Here is a 22,097-nt window from a genome sequence, read left to right as displayed (position 1 = left end):
CGGGCGCGTGACGGCGAGCGCCCCGGCGGCCGTGTCGCCGGGCGGCCCGCGCACCAAGTTCGGCGCCTGGCTCGGACGGCCCATGACGTCGTTCCACCTCATCATCGCCGTCGCCGCGCTGCTCACCACGCTCGGTCTGATCATGGTGCTCTCGGCGTCGGGCGTGCACTCCTACGACGAGGACGGCACCCCGTGGGCCATCTTCGGCAAGCAGGTGCTGTGGACCTGCGTCGGCCTCGTCGCCTTCTGGATCGCGATCCGCATCCGGATCAGCGTCATGCGGCGCATGGCCTTCCCCGCCTTCGCCTTCACCATCGTCCTGCTGGTCCTGGTCCTCATCCCCGGCATCGGCACGCTGTCCAACGGCTCGCGCGGCTGGTTCGTCGTCGCCGGTTTCTCCATGCAGCCGTCCGAGCTGGCGAAGATCGCGTTCGCGATCTGGGGCGCCCACCTGCTCGCGTCGCGGCGCATGGAGCGGGCCTCGCTCAAGGAGATGCTGTTCCCGCTGATCCCAGGCGCCTTCGTGGCCCTGACGCTGATCGTCATCCAGCCCGACCTCGGGCAGACGGTCTCGATGGGCATCATCCTGCTGGGCCTGCTCTGGTACGCCGGCCTGCCGCTGCGGGTGTTCCTCACCTCGCTCGGCGCGGTCGTCGCAGCCGGCGCCGTACTGGCGGTGTCGGCCGGTTACCGATCGGCGCGCGTGCAGTCCTGGCTCAACCCCAGCGCCGACGCGCAGGGCTCGGGCTACCAGTCCCGGCAGGCGCGCTTCGCGCTGGCCAACGGCGGCATCTTCGGTGACGGGCTGGGGCAGGGCACGGCCAAGTGGAACTACTTGCCCAACGCCCACAACGACTTCATCTTCGCGATCATCGGCGAGGAACTCGGGTTCATCGGCGCGGGCGGGCTGCTGCTGCTCTTCGGCCTGTTCGCCTACGCCGGCATGCGCATCGCCCGCCGGTCGGCCGACCCGTTCCTGCGGCTGCTCACCGCCACCACCACGCTATGGGTGCTGGGACAGGCCTTCATCAACGTCGGCTACGTCGTGGGCCTGCTGCCCGTCACCGGCCTGCAGCTGCCACTGATATCGGCGGGCGGCACGTCGACGGCGACGACGTTGTTCATGATGGGCATCATCGCGAACGCGGCGCGCCACGAACCGGAGGCGGTGGCCACGCTGCGGGCCGGCCGCGACGACCGGATGAACCGCCTGCTGCGCCTGCCGCTGCCCGAACCGTACGTGCCGAGCCGGCTGGAGGCCGCCAAGGACCGGCTCCGCACCAAGACCAAGCCGCCGACCAAGCTTCCGGCCAAGTCCCCGACCAAGCCCCCGGCCAAGGCCCTGAAGGGCAAGCCTCCGGCGCGTACGGCGCTGCCGGCGAAGGCCGGGTCCGCGAAGGCCGGGGCGAAGGGTGTGTCCACGCGGGCCGCACCGCCGAAGGGACGGGCCGTCAGGAGCGTGCCGACGGGCGAACCCCGCGGTCGGACCCGGCAGCCCACCCCGGGCCGCGGCGAACGCCCACGCCCCGACGAGGCGGCCGATCGCCGGCGCGCCGCCGACGCAGTGCATCATGGAGGCCGTCAACGCCAATCGGGCCGCCGCGCCCGCGCACTGGAAGGCCAACGTCACGGGTGAACGACCGCGTCTTGTCCGTGGTTCTCGCCGGCGGCGGCACCGCGGGACACGTGGAGCCCGCCATGGCCGTCGCCGACGCGTTGACCGCGCTGCGGCCGGGCACCCGGATCACCGCACTGGGCACCCAGCGCGGGCTGGAGACCCGGCTGGTGCCCGAACGCGGCTACGACCTCGAGCTGATCACCCCGGTTCCGCTGCCGCGCAAACCCACCGCTGACCTGGCGCGCCTGCCGTTCCGCGTGCGCGAGGCGGTGCGGCAGACCCGGGCCGTCCTCGACGGCGTGCACGCCGACGTCGTCATCGGCTTCGGCGGCTACGTGGCGCTGCCCGCCTACCTGGCCGCGCGCGGCGGCGCCCTGCGGCGTCACGCCGTCCCCGTGGTCGTGCACGAGGCGAACGCCAGCGCCGGGTGGGCCAACAAGGTGGGTGCGCGCACCGCGACCCGGGTGCTGGCGGCGGTCCCCGACCCGGGGCTGCGGCACGTCGAGGTGGTCGGCGTGCCGGTGCGCGAGACCATCACCGCACTGGACCGCGCGGCGCTGCGCGCCGAGGCCCGCGCGCACTTCGGCCTGCCCCAGGACGCCAAGGTGCTGCTGGCCTTCGGCGGTTCGCAGGGGGCCCAGTCGATCAACCGGGCGGTCTCGGGGGCGGCCGACGCGCTGGCCGCCGCGGGCATCTCGGTGCTGCACGCCTACGGCGCCAAGAACGTCCTCGACCTGCGGGAGAGCGCTCCCGGTGAGCCGCCGTACGTCGCGCTGCCCTACGTCAACCGGATGGATCTCGCCTACGCCGCCGCCGACCTGGCCATCTGCCGGTCCGGGGCCATGACGGTCGCCGAGGTTAGCGCGGTGGGGCTGCCGGCGATCTACGTGCCGCTGCCGATCGGCAACGGCGAGCAGCGCCTCAACGCCCTGCCGGTGGTGCAGGCGGGCGGCGGCATGCTGATCGACGACGCGGATCTGCTGCCGGACTACGTCGCCACCACCGTCGCGGGCCTGATGTCCGATGCGCCGCGCCTGGCCGCCATGACGTCGGCCGCCGTGCTGGCGGGCCACCCCGACGCGGCCCGGCGGGTGGCCGAGGTGGCGCTTGCCGTCGCCGCGGAGCACGGGCGGGCGCGCCGGTGACGCCGCACGAGCTGCCCCCCGAACTGCGCCGCGTCCACATGGTGGGCATCGGTGGCGCGGGCATGTCCGGCATCGCCCGCATCCTGCTCGACCGCGGCGGCCAGGTGTCGGGCTCGGACGCCAAGGCCTCGCGCGGGCTGGCGGCCCTCGAGGCGCGCGGCGCACTGGTGCGGGTGGGCCACGACGCGTCGGCGCTCGACGTGCTCGACGGCGGCCCGACCGCGGTGGTGAGCACGCACGCCGCGATCCCGAAGGACAATCCCGAGCTGGTGGAGGCGCGGCGCCGCGGCCTGCCCGTCATCATGCGGCCCGCGGTCCTGGCCAAGCTGATGGCCGGTTACCGCACCGTGCTGGTGACCGGGACGCACGGCAAGACCACCACCACGTCGATGATCATCGTGGCGTTGCAGCACAACGGTTTCGATCCGTCCTTCGCCGTCGGCGGCGATCTCGGCGAAGCCGGCACCAACGCCCACCACGGCAGCGGCGACGTGTTCGTCGCCGAGGCCGACGAGAGCGACGGCTCGCTGCTGGAGTACACCCCGGACGTCGCGGTCGTGACCAACGTCGAGGCCGATCACCTCGACTTCTTCGGCACCGAGGCGGCCTACGGCCAGGTGTTCGACGACTTCGTCGCGCGGCTGCGGCCGGGCGGCGCGCTGGTGGTGTGCCTCGACGACCCGGGCTCGGCGGCGCTGGCGCAGCGCTCCCGCGACGCGGGCGTGCGCGTGCTCGGCTACGGCAGCGCCGTGGGGGGCAGCGCGGCCACCGACGCGAATCTGGCGGGGACGCTGCTGGATTGGACGCAGCAGGGGACCGGTGGCGTGGCGACCATCGCGCTGGCCGGCGAGCCGCATCCGCGCGGCATGCGCCTGGCGGTGCCGGGGCGGCACATGGCCCTCAACGCGCTGGCCGCGGTGCTCGCCGCGCGGGAGGCGGGCGCCGAGGCCGGCGGCGTCCTCGACGGGCTGGCCGCCTTCGAGGGCGTGCGGCGCCGTTTCGAGGCCGTGGGCACCATGGCTGGGGTCCGCGTGTTCGACGACTACGCCCACCACCCGACCGAGGTGCGCGCGACGCTTCAGGCGGTCCGCGCGGTCGCGGGGGACGGGCGCGCCCTCGTGGTGTTCCAGCCGCACCTGTACTCCCGGACCCAGGCCTTCGCCCGCGAGTTCGGGCAGGCGCTCGATCTGGCCGACGAGGCCTTCGTCCTGGACGTGTACGCCGCGCGGGAGCAGCCGCTGGCCGGGGTCAGCGGCGCCTCGGTGGCCGAGCACGTGTCCGTGCGCTGCCACTACGTGCCGGACTTCTCGGCCGTCGCCGCGCGGGTGGCGGCGGCCGCCCGGCCGGGCGACGTCGTGGTGACGATGGGCGCCGGCGACGTGACGCTGCTCGGGCAGGAGATCCTGGCGGCGCTGGCCGATCAGGCGCCGGGCGGATGACCGGCCCGGACCCCGACCGACCGGACGGCGACCGACCACACGGTGACTCACCGGACGGTGATCGACCGGACGACGCCGCCGCGGCCACCGAGCCCACGGTGCCGGATCCCGCGCCTGCCGGCGACGAGGGCGACGACGCACACGCGGGAGACGGCGCGGCAGATGGGGACGACGACTTCGAGGGACCCCGGCGGCGCGCGCGGCGGGAGCGCGAGGAGCGCCGTGCCGCGCAGGCGCGGGCCGTCGCGATCGAGAACGCGCGGCGCGAGGCGAAGCGCCGCGCGGTCGGCAAGTCCCCGGAGCAGCCGAAACGCCCCGCGCGCGGCCTGATTCGCGGCCTCAAGGCCCTGTTGTGGTCGGCGCTGATCAGCGTCCTGGCCGTGGGCACCGGGCTCCTGCTGTACTTCACGCCGATCATGGCCGCGCGGTCGATCGTCATCACCGGCCTGGTCGTCGTCACGCAGGAGGAGGTCGAGCAGGCCGCCGCGGTGGCCCCCGACACGCCGCTGCTGCAGATCGACACCGACGCGGTCGCCGAGCGGGTCGCGACGATCCGGCGCGTCGCGAGCGCCCGGGTGCAGCGCGAGTACCCGTCGACGCTGCGCATCACCGTCACCGAACGGGTGCCGGTGGCGGTCAAGGACTATCCCGACGGCCCGCACCTGTTCGACCGCGACGGCGTCGACTTCGCCACCGACGCGCCACCGCCGGGCCTGCCATACCTCGACGCGGACGCGCCCGGCCCGAACGACGCCCCGACCAGGGCCGCACTCGAGGTGCTGCTGGCGCTGCGACCCGAGGTGGCCGGGCAGGTCAGCCGGATCGCGGCGCCGTCGGTGGCGTCGATCACGCTCAAGCTGTGGGACGGCCGCGACGTGATCTGGGGGACCACCGACCGGACCGAGGAGAAGGCCCTGAAGCTCGGTGCGCTGCTCACGCAGCCGGGCCGGACCTATGACGTGTCGAGCCCGGATCTGCCCACCGTCAAGTGACGAATGCGAAATCGCGCGACACGCACGGCGCGCCTGCGCGGCTAGCTTCCGGACTGGCCCTAGCGTCTTCGACGTACGGCACTACTTGACATAACTCTAAGCCTATGGTTGAGGTTGAGGGTTTCGCTCGAGGGGTACCGACATCCGTGAAGGCACTCAGGGAGGAAGGCGAACCATGACGCCCCCGCACAACTATCTCGCCGTCATCAAGGTCGTCGGCATCGGTGGCGGCGGCGTGAATGCCGTCAACCGGATGATCGAACAGGGCCTCAAGGGCGTCGAGTTCATCGCGATCAACACCGACGCGCAGGCACTGCTGATGAGCGACGCCGACGTCAAGCTCGACGTGGGCCGCGACTCCACCCGCGGTCTCGGCGCCGGCGCGGACCCCGAGGTGGGCCGCAAGGCCGCCGAGGACGCCAAGGACGACATCGAGGAGCTGCTGCGCGGCGCCGACATGGTGTTCGTCACCGCCGGCGAGGGCGGCGGCACCGGCACCGGCGGCGCGCCCGTGGTGGCGACCATCGCCCGCAAGCTGGGCGCACTCACCGTGGGCGTCGTGACCCGGCCGTTCTCGTTCGAGGGCAAGCGCCGGTCCAACCAGGCCGAGAACGGCATCACCGCGCTGCGCGAGAGCTGCGACACCCTCATCGTGATCCCCAACGACCGGCTGCTGCAGATGGGCGACGCCGCCGTCTCGCTGATGGACGCGTTCCGCAGCGCCGACGAGGTGCTGCTCAACGGCGTGCAGGGCATCACCGACCTGATCACCACGCCCGGTCTCATCAACGTCGACTTCGCCGACGTCAAGGGCGTGATGAGCGGTGCGGGCACGGCCCTGATGGGCATCGGCTCGGCGCGCGGTGACGGCCGGGCGCTCAAGGCCGCCGAGATCGCGATCAACTCGCCGCTGCTGGAGGCCTCGATGGAGGGCGCCCAGGGCGTGCTGCTGTCGGTGGCCGGCGGCAGCGACCTCGGCCTCTTCGAGATCAACGAGGCCGCGTCGCTGGTGCAGGACGCCGCCCACCAGGACGCCAACATCATCTTCGGCACGGTGATCGACGATTCGCTCGGCGACGAGGTGCGCGTCACGGTCATCGCGGCGGGCTTCGACGCCGCCGGTCCGCGCACGAAGCCGGCGGCCGCGCCGACCGCCGGCCAGGCGATCGCGCCGGGTCGCGCGGGCAAGGTGGCCTCGCCGTTCGAGACGGCCGATCCGGCCGACGTGCCGCTGCACACCAACGGCGCGACCGTCAGCATCGGCGGGGGCGGCGACGATGACGACGACGTCGACGTGCCGCCCTTCATGCGGCACTGAGCCGGGCGAGGCCCGCACGTGCCGTGAGCGTTCGCATTCGCCGGGTCACCACGACCCGGGCGGGTGGGGTCTCGGCCCCGCCCTTCGACACCTTCAACCTCGGCGACCACGTCGGTGACGACGCCGCCGCGGTCGCGGCCAACCGCGCGCGGCTGGCGGCGGCCACCGGTCTCGGCGACGACGGCGTGCGCTGGATGAACCAGGTGCACTCCAGCCGCGTCGTCACCGTCGACGGTCCGGGTCCCACGGTCGACGCGGCCGACGCGCTGGTCACCACCACGCCGCGGCTGGCGCTGGCCGTGGTGACCGCCGACTGCGTGCCGGTGCTGCTGGCCGATGCACGCGCCGGCGTGGTCGGGGCCGTGCACGCCGGCCGGGTCGGCGCGCAGCACGGCGTCGTGGTCAACACCGTCGCGGAGATGGAACGCCAGGGCGCCCGCGTCGAGCACGTCTCGGCGTTCCTGGGCCCCGCGGTCAGCGGCGCCAACTACGAGGTGCCCGAGGCGATGGCCGCCGAGGTGGAGGCCGCGCTGCCCGGCAGCCGGACCAGGACCGCCCGCGGCACCGCCGGCCTCGACCTGCGTGCCGGGCTGGTGCGGCAGCTGCGCGGGCTCGGGGTGACGGCCATCGACGTCGACCCGCGCTGCACGGTGGCCGATCGCGCGCTGTTCAGCCACCGCCGCGGGGCGCCCACGGGCCGGCTCGCGTCGCTGGTCTGGATGGAGTGACGGACATGGCCGATTCCCGACGGCCGGCGTCCCGCGCGGACGATCTCGGTGCGGCCCTCGCCACGCTGCGCACGCGCCTTGACCGCGCCGTCGAGGCCGCCGGACGGGTCGCCGGCGAGGTGGAGCTGCTGCCGGTCACCAAGTTCTTCCCCGCCTCCGACGTCGTCGCCCTGCACGGCCTCGGCTGCGAGGCCTTCGGGGAGTCGCGCGAACAGGAGGCGTCCCGCAAGATCGCCGAGGTGGCCGACGAGCTGCCCGACGCCGCGCTGCGCTGGCACATGGTCGGCCGGATCCAGCGCAACAAGGCCAAGGCCGTCGCGGCATGGGCCCACACCGCGCACTCGGTCGACGGCATCGCACTGATCCAGGCGCTCGGCCGCGGTGCGGTCGCCGCGCTCGAGGGCGGCGGCCGCTCGGCGCCGCTGCGGGTGTTCGTGCAGCTGAGCCTCGACGGCGACCCGGAGCGCAGTGGCGTCGACGTGCGCGAGCCTGCCCTGGTCGACGACGTCTGCGCAGCCGCCGCGGGCACCGACGGGCTCGAGCTCGCAGGGCTGATGGCCATTCCGCCGTTGGGCGCCGACGCCGACGAGGCCTTCGCGCGGCTGGCCGCGGAGCGCGACCGGTTGCAGGTGGGGAGTGCGCGGCGCCTCGGTCTGTCGGCGGGGATGTCCGGTGACCTCGAGGCGGCGGTGCGACACGGCTCGACGTGTGTGCGTGTCGGAACCGCGCTCATGGGACCTCGACCGCTAACGTCACCCTGAGTAGTCACACCAGTCACAGCATCATCACGAATCACACCAATCACAGTCTTCAGAAGGGCCCGGGATGAGCACTCTGCACAAGGTCAAGGCCTACTTCGGTATGGCGCCCATGGACGACTACGAGGACGAGTACTACGAGGACGAGGACCGCCCGGCCCGCCCGTACGCCCGCCGGCCCCGCGAGGAGCGCTTCGAGGAGGACTCCTACGGGCGCATGGAGAGCCGCGGTTACGAAGAGCGCGTCGCCGCACGGGAATTCGAGCGTGAGTTCGGTCGCGAGATGGAACCCGTGCCGGCCGGCTACCGCGGCGGCTACGCCGATGAGCCCGCGTTCCGCGGCGGACCGCGGCGCGAGTTCGAACGGCCGCGCTTCAACACGCTGCGCGGTGCCACCCGCGGCGCGGTCGCCATGGAGCCGCGCCGGATGGCCGAGCTGTTCGAGGCCGGCAGCCCGCTGGCGAAGATCACCACGCTGCGGCCCAAGGACTACAGCGAAGCTCGCACCATCGGCGAGCGCTTCCGCGACGGCACCCCGGTGATCATGGATCTGGTGTCGATGCCGAACGCCGACGCCAAGCGGCTCGTCGACTTCGCGGCCGGCCTCGCGTTCGCCCTGCGCGGCTCGTTCGACAAGGTGGCGACCAAGGTGTTCCTGCTGTCGCCGGCGGACGTCGACGTCAGCGCCGAGGAGCGCCGCCGCATCGCCGAGGCCGGGTTCTACAGCTACCAGTGACCGGTCGGCGCCGGCCACGCCGGCGCGCGCCGGACGGGTAGGCTCGAGGTCAATCCCGTCCGCGCGCGCCCGACCGGTGTGCCCGCGGTGTCAATCCGTCTGGAGTGAGGTCGCCCGAGTTGGCGTTGTTCTTCGAGATCCTGGGCTTTGCGCTGTTCGTCTTCTGGCTCCTGCTCATCGCCAGGGTCGTGGTGGAGTTCATCCGGTCGTTCAGCCGGGACTGGCGTCCCACGGGTCTGACCGTGGTGATCCTGGAGGTGATCATGACGGTCACCGATCCGCCGGTGAAGCTGCTGCGTCGCCTGATTCCGCAGCTCACGATAGGTGCGGTGCGGTTCGACCTCTCCATCATGGTGTTGCTGCTGGTGGCCTTCATCGGGATGCAACTGGCCTTCGGTGCGGCGGCCTGACGGCTGCCCGAGCGCCGCTGTCGCGGCGGCCGGTCACGGCGCCCAGGTCTCGATTCGTCATTGATTCTCGACCTCGCCTGTAACCGCCGGGTTCCCTGTGACAGGATGGACGCCAGTTACTACCCGCATGGCTTTACACTTTGAGACCGGTTGACGGTCCAGAACCCAAGGGGGCAGACGATGCCGCTCACACCCGCCGACGTTCACAATGTCGCGTTCAGCAAGCCACCCATCGGCAAGCGCGGCTACAACGAAGACGAGGTCGACGCGTTCCTCGATCTGGTCGAGAACGAGCTGAGCCGGCTCATCGAGGAGAACGCCGACCTTCGCCAGCGCGTCGGCGAGCTGGACTCCGAACTCGCGTCGGCGCGTGCCGGCGGTGGCGGCCAGGCCGCGCAGCCGGTGCAGAGCTACCAGCCCGAGCCTGAGCCCGAGCCCACCCCGCAGCCCGTCTACGAGCCGCCGGCGCCGACCCCCGCGCCGACGCAGTCGTCGAACGAGGACGCCGCCATGCGCGCGGCCAAGGTGCTGAGCCTCGCCCAGGACACCGCCGACCGGCTCACCAGTACCGCCAAGGCGGAGTCCGACAAGATGCTGTCGGACGCCCGCGCCCAGGCCGACCTGCTGGTCAGCGAGGCGCGCCAGACCGCCGAGACGACGGTGGCCGACGCCAAGCAGCGCTCCGACGCGATGCTGCTCGACGCGCAGACCCGGTCGGAGACGCAGCTGCGTCAGGCGCAGGAGAAGGCCGACGCCCTGCAGGCCGACGCCGAGCGCAAGCACTCCGAGATCATGGGCACCATCAACCAGCAGCGCACGGTGCTGGAGGGTCGCCTCGAGCAGCTCCGCACCTTCGAGCGCGAGTACCGCACCCGTCTGAAGACCTACCTCGAGTCGCAGCTGGAGGAACTCGGGCAGCGCGGCTCGGCCGCGCCGGTCGACTCCACCGCCGGCAACGACGGCGGCGGCTTCAACCAGTTCAACCGGGGCAACAACTAGCTACTTCGACCTGAAAAACCCTTGATGGGCGTTTCGCGTGGCCGAGTTTGCGTCGATTGGTGTCGCACGCGCCGCTGACGGTGGTGATTTATGCGGCGAGGGTACCGATCTTGACGAGATTGTGGGCGAAGACGCCGTGTCCGCACCAGGTTCGGGCTCCATTGAGGCCGGTGAGTTCGGTGCGGTTCCAGCCGTAGCTGCGTTTGATGTGGTTGATCCGGCCCTCTGATCCGGTCCGCCATTTCACCTTCTCCCGGAAGGCGCGGCGGTGTTCGAACTCGCGGCGTGCCGCGCTGGGTTTACTCGTTCGTGGGATCGCCACGGCTCGGACACCGAGGTCGTGCAGGTCGTGTTCCACCGATGCCTGCCCGTAGCCTCGGTCGGCGGTGACCGCTCGTGGAGCGTGCCCGGTGCGGGCGGCGACTCGGGCGATCGCCGGGGCCAGTTGCGGGGCGTCCGCGGGGTTTCCGACCTCGACGTTGTGATCGAGGATGACCCCGTCGGCGTTGTCGACGATCTGCGCTTTGTAGCCGAACTCGACGGGCTTGCCCAGGCGTCCCTTGCGGATCGGGCGGGCATCGACATCGTGGAAGCTGACCACCCGGGTCGCTGACTCGGGCATCACCCCGGCCAGGCGGCTACGGGTCTGGGCCACAACGCGTTCCGCGGTTACCACGACGGTCTGCAGACGGTTGATCGCCCGGTGCAGTTGCCCTTTGCGGTGCCCCTTCACCGTGCGCAGCGCGCGTCGGGCGTTGCGGATCACCGCGGTGGCTTCGCGCATCGCCTCCTCGGCGATACCCGCGAGTTCCCCGGTGATCCGGCGCACCGCGGCCTGGGCCGCATCGCGTTGCTGTTCACCGCGTAGTTTCAGTTTCGCGGCGATGGAGCGGGCGCGGCGCCCGGCCGAACGTCGCCGATCTCGCGATGCAGTCCGGGTGGCACCGCCAGCGGCCTTGATCCGCGCCACACTGCGGGCCATCGAGCCGATCGCTTTGGCCAGCAGACCCGAGTCGGTCGGATAGGACACCGCGGCCGGGATGACGGTGGTGTCGGCCCGGACCTTGTCGGTGCGCAGCAGCTTGGCGTTGGCCGCTTTGGCCAGCAGTGCTTCGTTGAGCCCGGCGACCGCGTCGTCGCCGCAGCGGGTGGTGATCTTCATCAACGTCGTCGGATGCGGCACCCGGGTACCGAACGGAATCCGGCAAAACCGCTGCCAGGAGATCGAATCCGAGACCTCGCGGCACAGCGACTCATAGCCCAGCCTGTAGCGGAACTTCAGGAACATCAACCGCAGGTAGGTTTCCATCGGGATAGATGGCCGACCGATCCTGGCATCGAAGTAGGTTGCGAATGGTGTGAAGAAGACCGGATCGTCGAGTAGTGCATCGACTCGGCCCAGCTCCACAGGCAACACCAACAGCTCGGCCGGCAGGATTGAATCCCACAACGTCGGCTGATCATTTACAGTACGAAACACAATGTCCTCGAATCCTTCTCGCCAAGGGTTCGAGGACATTGTCCCAGCTCAAGGAGCGACCGGGCCCGTCGCCACGCCCGACTTTTTCAGGTCGAAGTAGCTAGGGGCCGTCCGTGCTGATCGTTGCGCTGGTCCTTGCCGTCATCGGCCTGGCGGCGCTCGTCACCGCCGTCGTCACCAGTAACGAGCTGATCGCCTGGGTCTGCATCGGCGCCAGCGTCATCGGCGTCCTGCTGCTCATCGTCGACGCGCTGCGCGACCGCAAGCACGACGCGCCGGGCGCGGACGCCGACGAGCCCGGTCCCGACGCCGACGAGCAGACCACCGTACTGCCCGCCGCCGAGGACTACCCCGACGAGCCGACGACGCACCTCCCGGCGGTGGAGGACGAGCCGGACACCCGGGCCGCCGACACCCAGGTCAGCGCGACCCCGGCCGCTGATGGTCGGGGCAGCGAGGCCGAGACCGGTAATGGGGCGACCGGTGATGCCGCGACCAGTGATGCGGCGACCAGTGATGCGGCGACCAGTGATGCCGCTACCGCCGCCGAGTCGATCGATCACACCCCCGACGCGACCCGCAACGAGCGGGCCTAACCGCCGCCCGGGGCGGCCGCCAACGCGGTCCGCACCTCGTCGTCGTCGACCTGCCGGAAGTCGGCGTACACCTGACCCACGGCGCGGAAGTCGGGCGGCGTCACCGCGCACACCACGTCGTCGGCGTCCGCGCACAACGCGGTGACGACGGTGGCCGGCGCCACCGGCACGGCCACGACGACGCCCGCCGGACGCCGACGTCGTACCGCCTGCAGCGCCACCCTCGTGGTCGCGCCCGTGGCGATGCCGTCGTCCACCAGCACCGCGGTCCTGCCGGACAGATCGAGCGGTGGCCGGTCACCCCGGTAGGCCTGCTCGCGACGCCGAAGTTCGGCCGATTCCCGCGCGACGGCCGTGAAGAAGGCCGCGGCGTCGATCCCGAGGCCGAGGATCAGCTCCTCGTTGCGGACGCTCGCGCCGCCGGAGGCGATGGCCCCCATGGCCAGCTCGTTGCGGTGCGGCACGCCGAGCTTGCGGACGACGAAGACGTCGAGTGGCGCGTCCAGGGCGAGTGCCACCTCGAGCCCGACGGGCACGCCGCCGCGGGGGAGTGCCAGCACGACGACGTCGCGGCCGCGGTATGCGCCCAGGAGTCGGGCCAGCGTCCTGCCGGCGTCCCGGCGATCCCGGAACGGTCGTTCGGTGGCTGCGCGTGCGATGCGTCCAGCCTAGGCTCACCCGTGGCCGGTCTCTCACCGATCGGCTCCGATCCAACCCGGTCCCGACAACGAATCGATCATCGTGGGCATCGAATACGAGAGCATCGTCGACCATCCGCTGGACGAGGTCTTCGCCTGGCACACCCGGCCGGGCGCGATGCGGCGGCTGGTGCCGCCGTGGCAGCCGATGCGGGTGGTCGCGGAGACCGAATCGCTCGCCGACGGGCGGGCCATCCTCGGGCTGCCTGCCGGTCTGCGCTGGGTGGCGCAGCACGTCGCCGACGCCTACGACCCGCCGCACCGCTTCGTCGACGAGCTGTCCTCCGATGGCCTGCGGTCACTACCGCCGCGGGTGATCGGCTGGTGGCGGCACACCCACGACTTCGCCGACGGCCCGACCGCGGGGACCACCCGGGTGCACGACCACGTCGACACCACCGTGCCCGGCGCGGGCCTGCGGCCGACGTTCGTGTACCGGCACCGGCAGCTCGCCGACGACCTCGCCGCGCACCGCGACGCCCGCGACGCGGGGGCCGCGCCGATGACGGTAGCGGTGACCGGGTCGTCCGGCCTCGTCGGCACCGCGCTGTGCGCCCTGCTGAGCACCGGCGGCCACCGGGTGGTGCGTCTCGTCCGCGGCGTCCCCCGGGACGGTGAACGGCGCTGGGACCCGGCGCGGCCCGCCGACGACCTGCTCGCGGGCGTCGACGCGGTGGTGCACCTGGCCGGCGAGTCGATCGCGGGACGCTTCACGGAGGCGCACCGCCGCGCCGTGCGCGACAGCCGCATCGCCCCGACCCACGAGCTGGCCGCGCTGGCTGCCCGCACCCCCGACGGGCCGGCGACGTTCGTGAGCGCCTCGGCCATCGGCTTCTACGGCTACGACCGCGGTGACGTTTCGCTGACCGAGGACGCGACGCGCGGCGACGGGTTCCTCGCCGACGTCGTCGCCGACTGGGAGGCGGCCACGGCGCCGGCGGTCGACGCCGGGCTGCGCGTCGTCACCGTCCGTACCGGCATCGTCCAGGCCGCTGACGGCGGCACGCTCAAACTGCTGCGTCCGCTGTTCGCCGCCGGGCTCGGCGGACGGCTCGGCAGCGGCAGGCAGTGGCTGTCCTGGATCGGCATCGACGACCTGCTCGACGTGTACTACCGGGCGCTGTACGACCAGCGGCTGAGCGGACCGGTGAACGCCGTGGCGCCCCATCCCGTTCGCAACGCCGAGTACACCGAGGCGCTCGCGTCCGTGCTGCACCGTCCGGCGCTGCTGCCGGTGCCGAGCGTCGGCCCGCGGCTGCTGCTGGGCGAACAGGGGGTGCGCGAACTGGCCGAGGCCAATCAGCGGGTGGTCGCCGCCAAGCTGGCCGCGGTGGGCCACCGCTTTCGGCATCCCGAGGTCAGCGCGGCGCTCTCACATCAGCTCGGGCACGGCTGAGCGCACCAGCCGCCGGGTGAACCCGCGGACCAGGCGCCGGATCCGCAGGGCGGCGTCCGGCGTCAGTTCCGTTGTCGCAGCGCGTAGTTCGTCGGCGCTCAACCCTAGGCCGACGACGTCGCCGTCGCGGTCGGCTGCCAGCCACGTCTCCAGCACCGCCTCGTCGAGTTCGGGGTGGAACTGCAGCGCCAGCGTGCGGCCCAGCACGAAGGCCTGCGATGCGTCGGCCGTGCGCGCGATCTCCGTCGCGCCGGGCGGCACCGTCCACCGGTCGAAGTGCCATTGGAACCAGCGGCCGCCCGGGACCAGGTCCTCGTCGGCTGACGCCACCTCGTACCAGCCGATTTCCGGGGCGGGGGAGCGCGACACCGTGCCACCGAACGCCTGCGCGAGCAGTTGACCGCCGAAGCAGACGCCCAGCGTCGCCACGCCCGCGGCCGCGGCGTCGCGCATCATCGCCATCTCGGCGTCCACCCAGCGCAGCGCGCCGCCGTACACCGGCCAGCTCGCGCCGAGCGGGACGAGGACGTCGTAGGCGCGCGGGTCGGGAAAGGTCACGTCGAGGTCGGGTGCGTCGGCGTGCCCGGCCGGGACGACGTCGAAGGTCGCCACGTCGAAACCGCACTCGGCGAAGGCCTCGCCGAGCATGGCCTCGGTGGCGATGTGCTCGTTGCGCAGGAACAGGACGGTCGGTGCCACCGGGGCATCATCGCTCGTGCGGGCTCACCCTGGCATCCTAGGCACCGGGACCGACCAGGAGGTGGCGTGACGGATCCGACCGAGTGGTTCCTCACCACGGACGAGCGGGGCAATCCGCACAGTGACCTGCCGCCGTGGACCGACGGCAACCGCGCCGAACCGCTGGTGCACGGCGCCACCTACTTTGCCCGCCTGGCGGAGGAGGTCGACGCCTGCGGGCCCGGCGACTACGTGTTCTTCACCGACTGGCGCGGGGACCCCGACCAGGTGGCGGCCGACGGTGGGCCGACGATGGCCGAACTGTTCAGCTCCGCCGCCGAACGCGGCGTGGTGGTCAAGGCACTGGTGTGGCGGTCGCACCTCGACGCGCTGCAGTACAGCGAGGAGGAGAACCGGCACTTCGGCGAGGCCATCGAGGCGGCCGGGGGCGAGGTGCTGCTGGATCAGCGCGTCCGCTTCGGCGGTTCACATCACCAGAAGCTGGTGGTCATCCGGCACCCCGCGGAACCCGAGCGCGACGTGGCGTTCGCCGGCGGCATCGACCTGTGCAAGTCGCGCCGCGACGACGCCGAGCACCTCGGCGACCCGTGCGCGATCGCGATGGCCGCGGCGTACGGCGACCGTCCGCCGTGGCATGACGTCCAGCTGGAACTGCACGGGCCGATCGTCGACGCGCTCGATGCGACGTTCCGCGAGCGCTGGACCGATCCCGCGCCGCTGGACATGATGTCGCCGCTGGCGTGGCTGCGCGACAAGTTCACCCGCGCGGACCTGGTGCCCGACCGGCTGCCGCCGCGTCCGCCGCCGCCCCTGGCGTGCGGGTCGGTCGCGGTGCAGCCGCTGCGCACGTATCCCGATGCCCACTTCTCGTACGCCTTCGCGCCCTCGGGTGAGCGCACCATCGCGCGGGGCTACACCAAGGCGGTGCGTCGTGCGCGGCGCCTGATCTACGTCGAGGACCAGTATCTGTGGTCGCGGCAGGTGGCCGACCTGTTCGCCGCGGCGCTGCGGGCCAACCCGGAGCTGCACCTGATTGCGGTGGTGCCGCGGTACCCCGACGTCGACGGCCGACTCTCGTTGCCGCCCAATCTGATCGGGCGCAGGCAGGCGATCGACGCGTGCCGTGCGGCCGGCCCGGACCGGGTGCACGTGTTCGACCTCGAGAACCACGTCGGCACACCGGTGTACGTGCACGCCAAGGTCTGCGTCGTCGACGACGTGTGGGCCAGCGTCGGCAGTGACAACTTCAACCGTCGGTCGTGGACGCACGACAGCGAACTGTCCTGCGCCGTGCTCGACGCCACGCGCGACGAGCGGGCGCCGCGCGACCCGGCCGGCACCGGCGACGGGGCACGCGTCTTCGCCCGCGACCTGCGGCTGCGGCTGTTGCGCGAGCACCTCGACCGCGACCCCGACGGCAGTGCCGACGACGATCTGCTGGACCCGCTGGCGGCGGTCGAAGCGGTGACGTCGACGGCGGCGGCGCTCGACGCGTGGTACGACGGCGGCCGGACCGGTCCGCGCCCGCCCGGGCGGCTGCGCCGGCACCGCACCGAACGGCTCTCCGCCGTCACCCGGTTGTGGGCGCAGCCGGTGTACCGCGCCGTGTACGACCCCGACGGCCGGTCCTACCGCGACCGGCTGCGCGGCCGGTGGTGAGCGCTCAGCCGGCCTGGCGGTAGCGCCGCTCGGGCCTGCCGGCTCCGTACTGCAGGCGCAGCTCCAACGCCCCCGCGGCCAGATAGTGCTCGAGGTAGCGCCGGGCGCTGACCCGCGAGATGCCCACCAGCTCCGCGCACTCCGCGGCGGACACCTCGCCCGCGGTGGCGACGGCCCGGAGAACCAGTCGCCCGGTCTCCGCACCGAGTCCCTTGGGCAGCTGCTCGGCCCGACCGGCGGCGGTGCCACCGAACAGCGCGTCGATCAGGGACTGGTCGGCGCCCACGCCGTGGCGCAGCGCGTCCTGCCGAGCGGCGAACGCCTCGAGTTTGCCTCGGAACTGGTCGAATTCGAACGGCTTGATGAGGTAGTCGGCGGCCCCGCCGTCCAACGCGCCGGCCACGGTGTCGAGTTCGCGGGCGGCTGTGATCATGATGACGCCCACCCCGTCACCTGCGGAGCGCAGGCGCTGCAGCACCTCCAGACCGGTCATGTCGGGCAGATAGACGTCGAGCAGGATGAGGTCGGGATGCAGCGCGGCGGCCTGCCGGAGCGCCTCGGCGCCGGTGCGCGCGACCGCCACGGCGTGGAAGCCCTCGACGCGGTCCACGAAGCGCCGGTGGATGTCGGCCACCATGAAGTCGTCGTCGACCACCAGGACCTCACGCACCGGCGGTCACCCGCTCGCCGGCGCGCACCGCGGGCAGCCGTACCTCGAAGACCGCACCGCCGGTGGGGCCGTCGGACACCTCGACCGAACCGCCGAGCTGCGAGCTGACCAGCCGCACCAGCGCCAGACCGATGCCGCGACCGCCGGGCACCTCCGGCTTGCTGGTGATGCCGCGCGCGAAGATCGTTTCGCGCATGTGCTCGGGCACGCCGGGACCGGAGTCGGCGACCACCAGCACCAACCCGTCCTGGTCGTCGATGCGCACCCGCACCGCCGCGCGGGCGGACCCCTCCGAGACGTCCACGGCGTTGTCGATCAGGTTGCCCAGCACCGTGATCACGTCGGTGGCGATGGCGGGCGGGAGCGCGGCGAGGTGACTGTGCTCGTCGAGTTCGAGCGCGACGCCGCTCTCGGCGGCCAGGGACGTCTTGGCGATCAGCAGTGCCGCCACGGCGGGGTCGCTGACGCGCCGGGTCACCGCGTCGCTGATCTCGGCGCGCCTGCGGGTGAGCGTGCCGACCAGGTCGCGCACGGCGTCGTACTCGCCGAGCTGCACCAGGCCGCTGATGGTGTGCAACTGGTTGGCGAACTCGTGGGTCTGCGCCCGCAGCGTGTCGGTGACGCTCTTGTGCGAGGACAGCTGTCCCTGCATCGACGCCAGCTCGGTGCTGTCGCGCATGGTGGTGACGGTACCGATGCGCCGGCCACCGGTGCTGGCCGGTCGCCGGTTCAGCGCGAGAACCCGTGTCCGCGTGGTGATCACGACGTCGGTACCCTCCTCCCCGGACAGCAGGAAGCGGCTCACCGCGGGGTCGAGGTTCACCGACGTGACGGGGCGTCCGACGGCGTCGGCCGCGATGTCGAGCAGCTCGACGGCGCTGTCGTTGAGCAGCGTGATCCGTCCTTCGGCGTCGACGGCCACGACGCCCTCGCGGATGCTGTGCAGCAGCGCCTCGCGATGATCGGCGAGGCCGGCGATCTCGGCGACCTCCAGGCCGCGGGTGTGGCGCTTGATGCGCCGCGACAGCAGCCACGACGCCACCAGCCCCAGCGCGGCGCCCAGCCCCAGGTAGAGCAGCAGCCGCTCGCCGGCGGCGCCGAGGAGCTGCCACGCCGAGGGGTACGGCTCACTGACGGTGACCACCGCGAGCACCGCACCGTCGATCCCGAGGATCGGTACCTGCCCGACCAGCGAGTGCAGGCCGTCGATCTCGAGGTCGCCCGACCATGCACGGCCCTCCACCACGCGGCTCTCGCCGAACGCCACCCGCGCGCCGGCGCGGGACGGGTCCGACGACGCGCGCACGACGCCGTCGGGGGCGGTGATCTCCACCAGTCGCGCCCCCGACAGCGCGACGGCCCGGTCGACGTCCGGCGCCAGCACCCGTGCGGCGAACGGATCGGCGTAGCGGTCCCGCACGATCGGCGTGGAGGCGAGGTTCTCCGCGACCGCGATCATCCGCTGACCCCGCACCTCGCGGAACTCGTGCGAGGACTGGGCCACCGACACGGCCGCGACCGCGCCCAGCACGATGAGGACCACCACCAGCTGGAACGCCAGGAACTGACCGGCGAGGCTGCGCGCCGAGAGCTTACTCAACGACCAAAACTTCCTTTTCGTCCGCAAGAGTGACGTGGATCACTGTGTGGCCCCAGTATCAATCAGCATCACACGACGAAGGGACGACTGTGTCGACGAGGCTCCTCACGAGGTGGCTGGCAGCGGTGCTGCTGCTCGCCACGGCGGTGACGGGATGCGGGGTGACCCGCGGTGACGATCCGGAGGGCATGCACCGCCTGCGGATGATGGTTCCCAACAGCCCGGGCGGCGGCTACGACCTCACGGCCCGCACCGCGGTCAAGATCATGGAGGACCGGGACATCACCGGCCGCGTCGAGGTGTTCAACGTCATCGGCGCCGGCGGCACCGTCGCGATGGCGCGCCTGATGAACGAGCGGGGCAACGGCGACCTGATGATGATGATGGGTCTCGGCGTCGTCGGTGCGACGTACACCAACGGCTCGAAGGCGCGTGCGTCGGACGCCACCCCGCTGGCCCGCATGGTCGAGGAGCAGGAGGGGATCCTGGTCCCCGCCGATTCGCCGTTTCGCACGGTGGCCGATCTCGTCGCGGCGTGGAAGGCCGACCCGGCCAAGGTGACCGTCGGCGGCGGGTCCTCGCCCGGCGGACCCGACCACCTGTTCCCCATGGAGACGGCCCGCGCCGCCGGCATCGACCCCCGACGGGTCAACTTCATCTCCTACGACGGCGGCGGCGACCTGCTGACCGCGCTGCTGGGCAAGAAGATCGCGGTCGGCACCTCGGGACTGGGCGAATACGTCGACCAGATCGAGGCCGGCCAGGTGCGGGTGCTCGCCGTGTCCGGTGACGAACGGGTCGAGGGCGTCGACGCCCCGACCCTGCGGGAGGCCGGCATCGATCTGACCTTCACCAACTGGCGCGGAGTGCTTGCACCACCGGACATCTCGCCCGATGACCGGGCCGCACTCGTGAAGGTGCTCGAAGAACTGCACGCCACCGACGAATGGAAGGAAGCCCTGGTGAAGAACGGCTGGAGCGACGCGTTCGCCACCGGCGAGGAGTTCGACCGGTTCCTGACCGATCAGGACGAACGGGTGTCCTCGACGTTGACGGAACTGGGCCTGCTGTGAGCGCGCCCGAGCAGTCGCCCGAGAAGCGGGTGGACACCGAGAAGCGGGTGGATTACGCGCAGTACCTGGTCGTCGCGGTGCTCGCCGTCGTGGGCGCCTTCCTGGTGTGGAATGCCATGACCCTGCCCGAGGGGTTCGCGAAGGTCGACCCCGTCGGGCCGGCGTTCTTCCCGATGGTCATCGGCATCGCCGCGCTGGTGCTGGCCGTCGTCCTGGCCATCGCGATCCCGCGCGGCTCGCGCGGCGAGGCCGACGCGGGCGAGGACATCGATCCGGACATGCCGAGCGACTGGAAGACCGTCGGCCTGCTCGTCGCGTGTTTCGTCGGGATGATCCTGCTGGTCGAGCCGCTCGGTTGGGTCATCACCAGCACGCTCTTCTTCGGCGGTGCGGCAACGATCCTCGGCAGCAAGCACTACGTGCGCAACGTCGGGATCGGTCTGATCCTGGCGCTGGCCAGCTTCTACGCGTTCTATTCAGGGCTCGGAATCCCGCTGCCCGCAGGCATCTTGGACGGAATCCTCTAGATGAACAACTTCGACTGGCTCCTGCAGGGCTTCGCCGAGGCGGCGACCCCGATGAACCTGCTGTACGCCGTGATCGGCGTGCTGCTGGGCACCGCCGTGGGCGTGCTGCCCGGCATCGGTCCCGCGATGACGGTGGCACTGCTGCTGCCGATCACCTACAACGTCAGCCCCAGTGCCGCGTTCATCATGTTCGCGGGCATCTTCTACGGCGGCATGTACGGCGGCTCGACGACGTCGATCCTGTTGAATACGCCGGGCGAATCGTCCTCGGTGATCACCGCGATCGAGGGCAACAAGATGGCCAAGGCGGGCCGGGCCGCGCAGGCGCTCGCCACCGCGGCCATCGGGTCGTTCGTGGCCGGCGCCATCGGCACGACGCTGCTCGCTGCGTTCGCTCCGGTCATCTCCCGGTTCGCGGTCACGCTGGGCGCCCCGTCGTACCTGGCGATCATGCTGTTCGCGCTCGTCGCGGTCACCGCAGTGCTCGGCAGTTCCAAACTGCGCGGGGCGATCTCGCTGGTGCTCGGGCTCGCGATCGGCATCGTGGGCATCGACTTCCTGACGGGTCAGCCGCGTGCCACGTTCGGCATCCCGCAGCTGTCCGACGGCATCGACATCGTCGTCATCGCGGTCGCGATCTTCGCACTCGGTGAGGCCCTGTGGGTCGCCGCCCACTTGCGCCGTCGTCCGGCCGAGGTCATCCCGGTCGGTCGGCCGTGGATGGGCAAGGACGACTTCAAGCGATCGTGGAAGCCGTGGTTGCGCGGTACGGCGTACGGATTCCCCTTCGGCGCGTTGCCCGCCGGTGGCGCGGAGCTGCCGACCTTCCTCAGCTACATCACCGAGAAGAAGCTGAGCAAGAATCCCGAGCAGTTCGGCAAGGGTGCCATCGAGGGCGTCGCGGGACCCGAGGCGGCCAACAACGCCTCGGCGGCAGGCACGTTGGTGCCCATGCTCTCGCTCGGACTGCCGACCAACGCCACCGCAGCGGTGATGCTCACCGCGTTCGTGTCCTACGGCATCCAGCCCGGCCCCACGCTGTTCGAAAAGGAGCCGCTGCTCATCTGGACGCTCATCGCCAGCCTGTTCATCGGCAACTTCCTGCTGCTGGCACTGAACCTGCCGCTGGCGCCGCTGTGGGCGAAGCTGCTCCGCACGCCCCGGCCGTACCTCTACGCCGGCATCCTGTTCTTCGCGACGCTCGGTGCGTTCGCGGTCAACCTCCAGCCGCTCGATCTGGCGCTGCTGCTCATCTTCGGCCTGCTCGGTCTGATGATGCGGCGCTTCGGACTTCCCGTGCTGCCGTTGATCATCGGCGTCATCCTCGGGCCGCGCATCGAACGTCAGCTGCGACAGAGCCTGCAGCTGGGCGGCGGTGAGTGGGGCAGCCTGTTCACCGAGCCGGTGGCGATCGGCACCTACGTCGCGATGGCGATCCTCCTGCTGATCCCGCTGGTCCTGCGCCTGCTGCACCGTGACGAGGAGACCCTGCTGGTCGTCGAGGACGACCGCGACCAACGCGAGAAGGCGGCCCAGCAGTGACCGACGAACGCCTA

Annotated in this window: 21 protein-coding genes; 16 read left to right on the top strand and 5 right to left on the bottom strand. The window is 71.8% G+C overall.

The window, feature by feature from the left end; genetic code table 11:
- Positions 1–7 precede the first annotated feature (7 nt).
- From ftsW to wag31, 10 genes are all read left to right on the top strand, one after another.
- Complete coding sequence (ftsW, locus tag FZ046_RS22085; protein WP_070356301.1) at positions 8–1,636, top strand: putative lipid II flippase FtsW; 1,629 nt, start codon at positions 8–10, stop codon at positions 1,634–1,636.
- A 62-nt stretch (positions 1,637–1,698) separates the two neighbouring features.
- Positions 1,699–2,763, top strand: a complete 1,065-nt coding sequence (gene murG, locus FZ046_RS22080) for an undecaprenyldiphospho-muramoylpentapeptide beta-N-acetylglucosaminyltransferase (RefSeq protein WP_246183084.1) — start codon at positions 1,699–1,701, stop codon at positions 2,761–2,763.
- A 38-nt stretch (positions 2,764–2,801) separates the two neighbouring features.
- Positions 2,802–4,202: a UDP-N-acetylmuramate--L-alanine ligase gene (gene murC / locus FZ046_RS22075; RefSeq protein WP_407664486.1), complete on the top strand. Its 1,401-nt coding sequence runs from the start codon at positions 2,802–2,804 to the stop codon at positions 4,200–4,202.
- On the top strand, positions 4,199–5,194 hold the full coding sequence (locus FZ046_RS22070; protein ID WP_099046057.1) for a cell division protein FtsQ/DivIB: 996 nt from the start codon (positions 4,199–4,201) through the stop codon (positions 5,192–5,194). The genes murC and FZ046_RS22070 overlap by 4 nt, the downstream gene beginning before the upstream one ends.
- A 175-nt stretch (positions 5,195–5,369) precedes the next feature.
- Positions 5,370–6,512 carry a cell division protein FtsZ gene (gene ftsZ / locus FZ046_RS22065; protein ID WP_070355522.1) on the top strand — a complete coding sequence of 381 codons (1,143 nt, stop codon included), beginning with the start codon at positions 5,370–5,372 and terminating at the stop codon, positions 6,510–6,512.
- A gap of 23 nt (positions 6,513–6,535) precedes the next feature.
- Positions 6,536–7,240, top strand: coding sequence for a peptidoglycan editing factor PgeF (gene pgeF / locus FZ046_RS22060; protein WP_070355523.1), 705 nt, complete (start codon positions 6,536–6,538; stop codon positions 7,238–7,240).
- A gap of 5 nt (positions 7,241–7,245) precedes the next feature.
- A complete protein-coding gene (locus FZ046_RS22055; protein WP_070355543.1) occupies positions 7,246–8,001 on the top strand; it encodes a YggS family pyridoxal phosphate-dependent enzyme in 756 nt (251 codons plus the stop codon).
- Between the two features lie 64 nt (positions 8,002–8,065).
- Complete coding sequence (locus FZ046_RS22050) at positions 8,066–8,734, top strand: cell division protein SepF (RefSeq protein WP_070355524.1); 669 nt, start codon at positions 8,066–8,068, stop codon at positions 8,732–8,734.
- Positions 8,735–8,853: 119 nt separating this feature from the next.
- A complete protein-coding gene (locus FZ046_RS22045) occupies positions 8,854–9,144 on the top strand; it encodes a YggT family protein (protein WP_070355544.1) in 291 nt (96 codons plus the stop codon).
- Positions 9,145–9,324: 180 nt separating this feature from the next.
- On the top strand, positions 9,325–10,143 hold the full coding sequence (gene wag31 / locus FZ046_RS22040; RefSeq protein WP_070355525.1) for a DivIVA-like cell division protein Wag31: 819 nt from the start codon (positions 9,325–9,327) through the stop codon (positions 10,141–10,143).
- Between the two features lie 88 nt (positions 10,144–10,231).
- On the opposite strand, the gene FZ046_RS22035 is transcribed toward wag31, so the two are convergent.
- A complete protein-coding gene (locus FZ046_RS22035) occupies positions 10,232–11,623 on the bottom strand; it encodes an ISNCY family transposase (RefSeq protein WP_074338281.1) in 1,392 nt (463 codons plus the stop codon).
- Between the two features lie 113 nt (positions 11,624–11,736).
- Here FZ046_RS22035 and FZ046_RS22030 point away from each other — a divergent pair, with 113 nt between their 5' ends.
- On the top strand, positions 11,737–12,219 hold the full coding sequence (locus FZ046_RS22030) for a hypothetical protein (protein WP_070355526.1): 483 nt from the start codon (positions 11,737–11,739) through the stop codon (positions 12,217–12,219).
- On the opposite strand, the gene FZ046_RS22025 is transcribed toward FZ046_RS22030, so the two are convergent.
- On the bottom strand, positions 12,216–12,878 hold the full coding sequence (locus FZ046_RS22025; RefSeq protein WP_070355527.1) for a phosphoribosyltransferase: 663 nt from the start codon (positions 12,876–12,878) through the stop codon (positions 12,216–12,218). The genes FZ046_RS22030 and FZ046_RS22025 overlap by 4 nt on opposite strands.
- Before the next feature lie 82 nt (positions 12,879–12,960).
- Between FZ046_RS22025 and FZ046_RS22020 the strand changes: the two genes are divergently transcribed.
- Entirely contained in the window at positions 12,961–14,313 is a 1,353-nt protein-coding gene (locus tag FZ046_RS22020; RefSeq protein ID WP_070355528.1) for a TIGR01777 family oxidoreductase, read from the top strand.
- Here the strand turns inward: FZ046_RS22020 and FZ046_RS22015 are convergent.
- Positions 14,290–15,012 (bottom strand): type 1 glutamine amidotransferase, encoded by a 723-nt coding sequence (locus FZ046_RS22015; RefSeq protein WP_246182840.1) that lies wholly within the window; start codon positions 15,010–15,012, stop codon positions 14,290–14,292. The genes FZ046_RS22020 and FZ046_RS22015 overlap by 24 nt on opposite strands.
- A gap of 66 nt (positions 15,013–15,078) precedes the next feature.
- On the opposite strand from FZ046_RS22015, the gene FZ046_RS22010 reads away from it, so the two are divergent.
- A complete protein-coding gene (locus FZ046_RS22010; RefSeq protein ID WP_070355529.1) occupies positions 15,079–16,671 on the top strand; it encodes a phospholipase D family protein in 1,593 nt (530 codons plus the stop codon).
- Positions 16,672–16,675: 4 nt separating this feature from the next.
- Here the strand turns inward: FZ046_RS22010 and FZ046_RS22005 are convergent, their stop codons facing one another.
- Positions 16,676–17,341, bottom strand: coding sequence for a response regulator (locus FZ046_RS22005; RefSeq protein ID WP_070355530.1), 666 nt, complete (start codon positions 17,339–17,341; stop codon positions 16,676–16,678).
- The gene (locus FZ046_RS22000) at positions 17,334–18,968 is read right to left on the bottom strand and encodes a sensor histidine kinase (protein ID WP_083298505.1); all 1,635 of its coding nucleotides are present in this window, start codon (positions 18,966–18,968) and stop codon (positions 17,334–17,336) included. The genes FZ046_RS22005 and FZ046_RS22000 overlap by 8 nt, the downstream gene beginning before the upstream one ends.
- A gap of 62 nt (positions 18,969–19,030) precedes the next feature.
- Between FZ046_RS22000 and FZ046_RS21995 the strand changes: the two genes are divergently transcribed.
- From FZ046_RS21995 to FZ046_RS21985, 3 genes are read left to right on the top strand one after another with little or no spacing between them, the layout of a single operon-like run.
- Positions 19,031–20,014 carry a Bug family tripartite tricarboxylate transporter substrate binding protein gene (locus tag FZ046_RS21995; RefSeq protein ID WP_070355532.1) on the top strand — a complete coding sequence of 328 codons (984 nt, stop codon included), beginning with the start codon at positions 19,031–19,033 and terminating at the stop codon, positions 20,012–20,014.
- A complete protein-coding gene (locus FZ046_RS21990) occupies positions 20,011–20,541 on the top strand; it encodes a tripartite tricarboxylate transporter TctB family protein (protein ID WP_246182839.1) in 531 nt (176 codons plus the stop codon). Before FZ046_RS21995 ends, FZ046_RS21990 begins: the two co-directional genes overlap by 4 nt.
- The gene (locus FZ046_RS21985; protein ID WP_070355533.1) at positions 20,542–22,083 is read left to right on the top strand and encodes a tripartite tricarboxylate transporter permease; all 1,542 of its coding nucleotides are present in this window, start codon (positions 20,542–20,544) and stop codon (positions 22,081–22,083) included.
- The last annotated feature ends 14 nt before the right edge of the window (positions 22,084–22,097 follow it).

The organism is Mycolicibacterium grossiae (assembly GCF_008329645.1).
Classification (GTDB): Bacteria; Actinomycetota; Actinomycetes; order Mycobacteriales; family Mycobacteriaceae; genus Mycobacterium; species Mycobacterium grossiae.
Note: the sequence above shows the minus strand (reverse complement) of the source record. Positions and strands in the feature narration are given on the sequence as shown.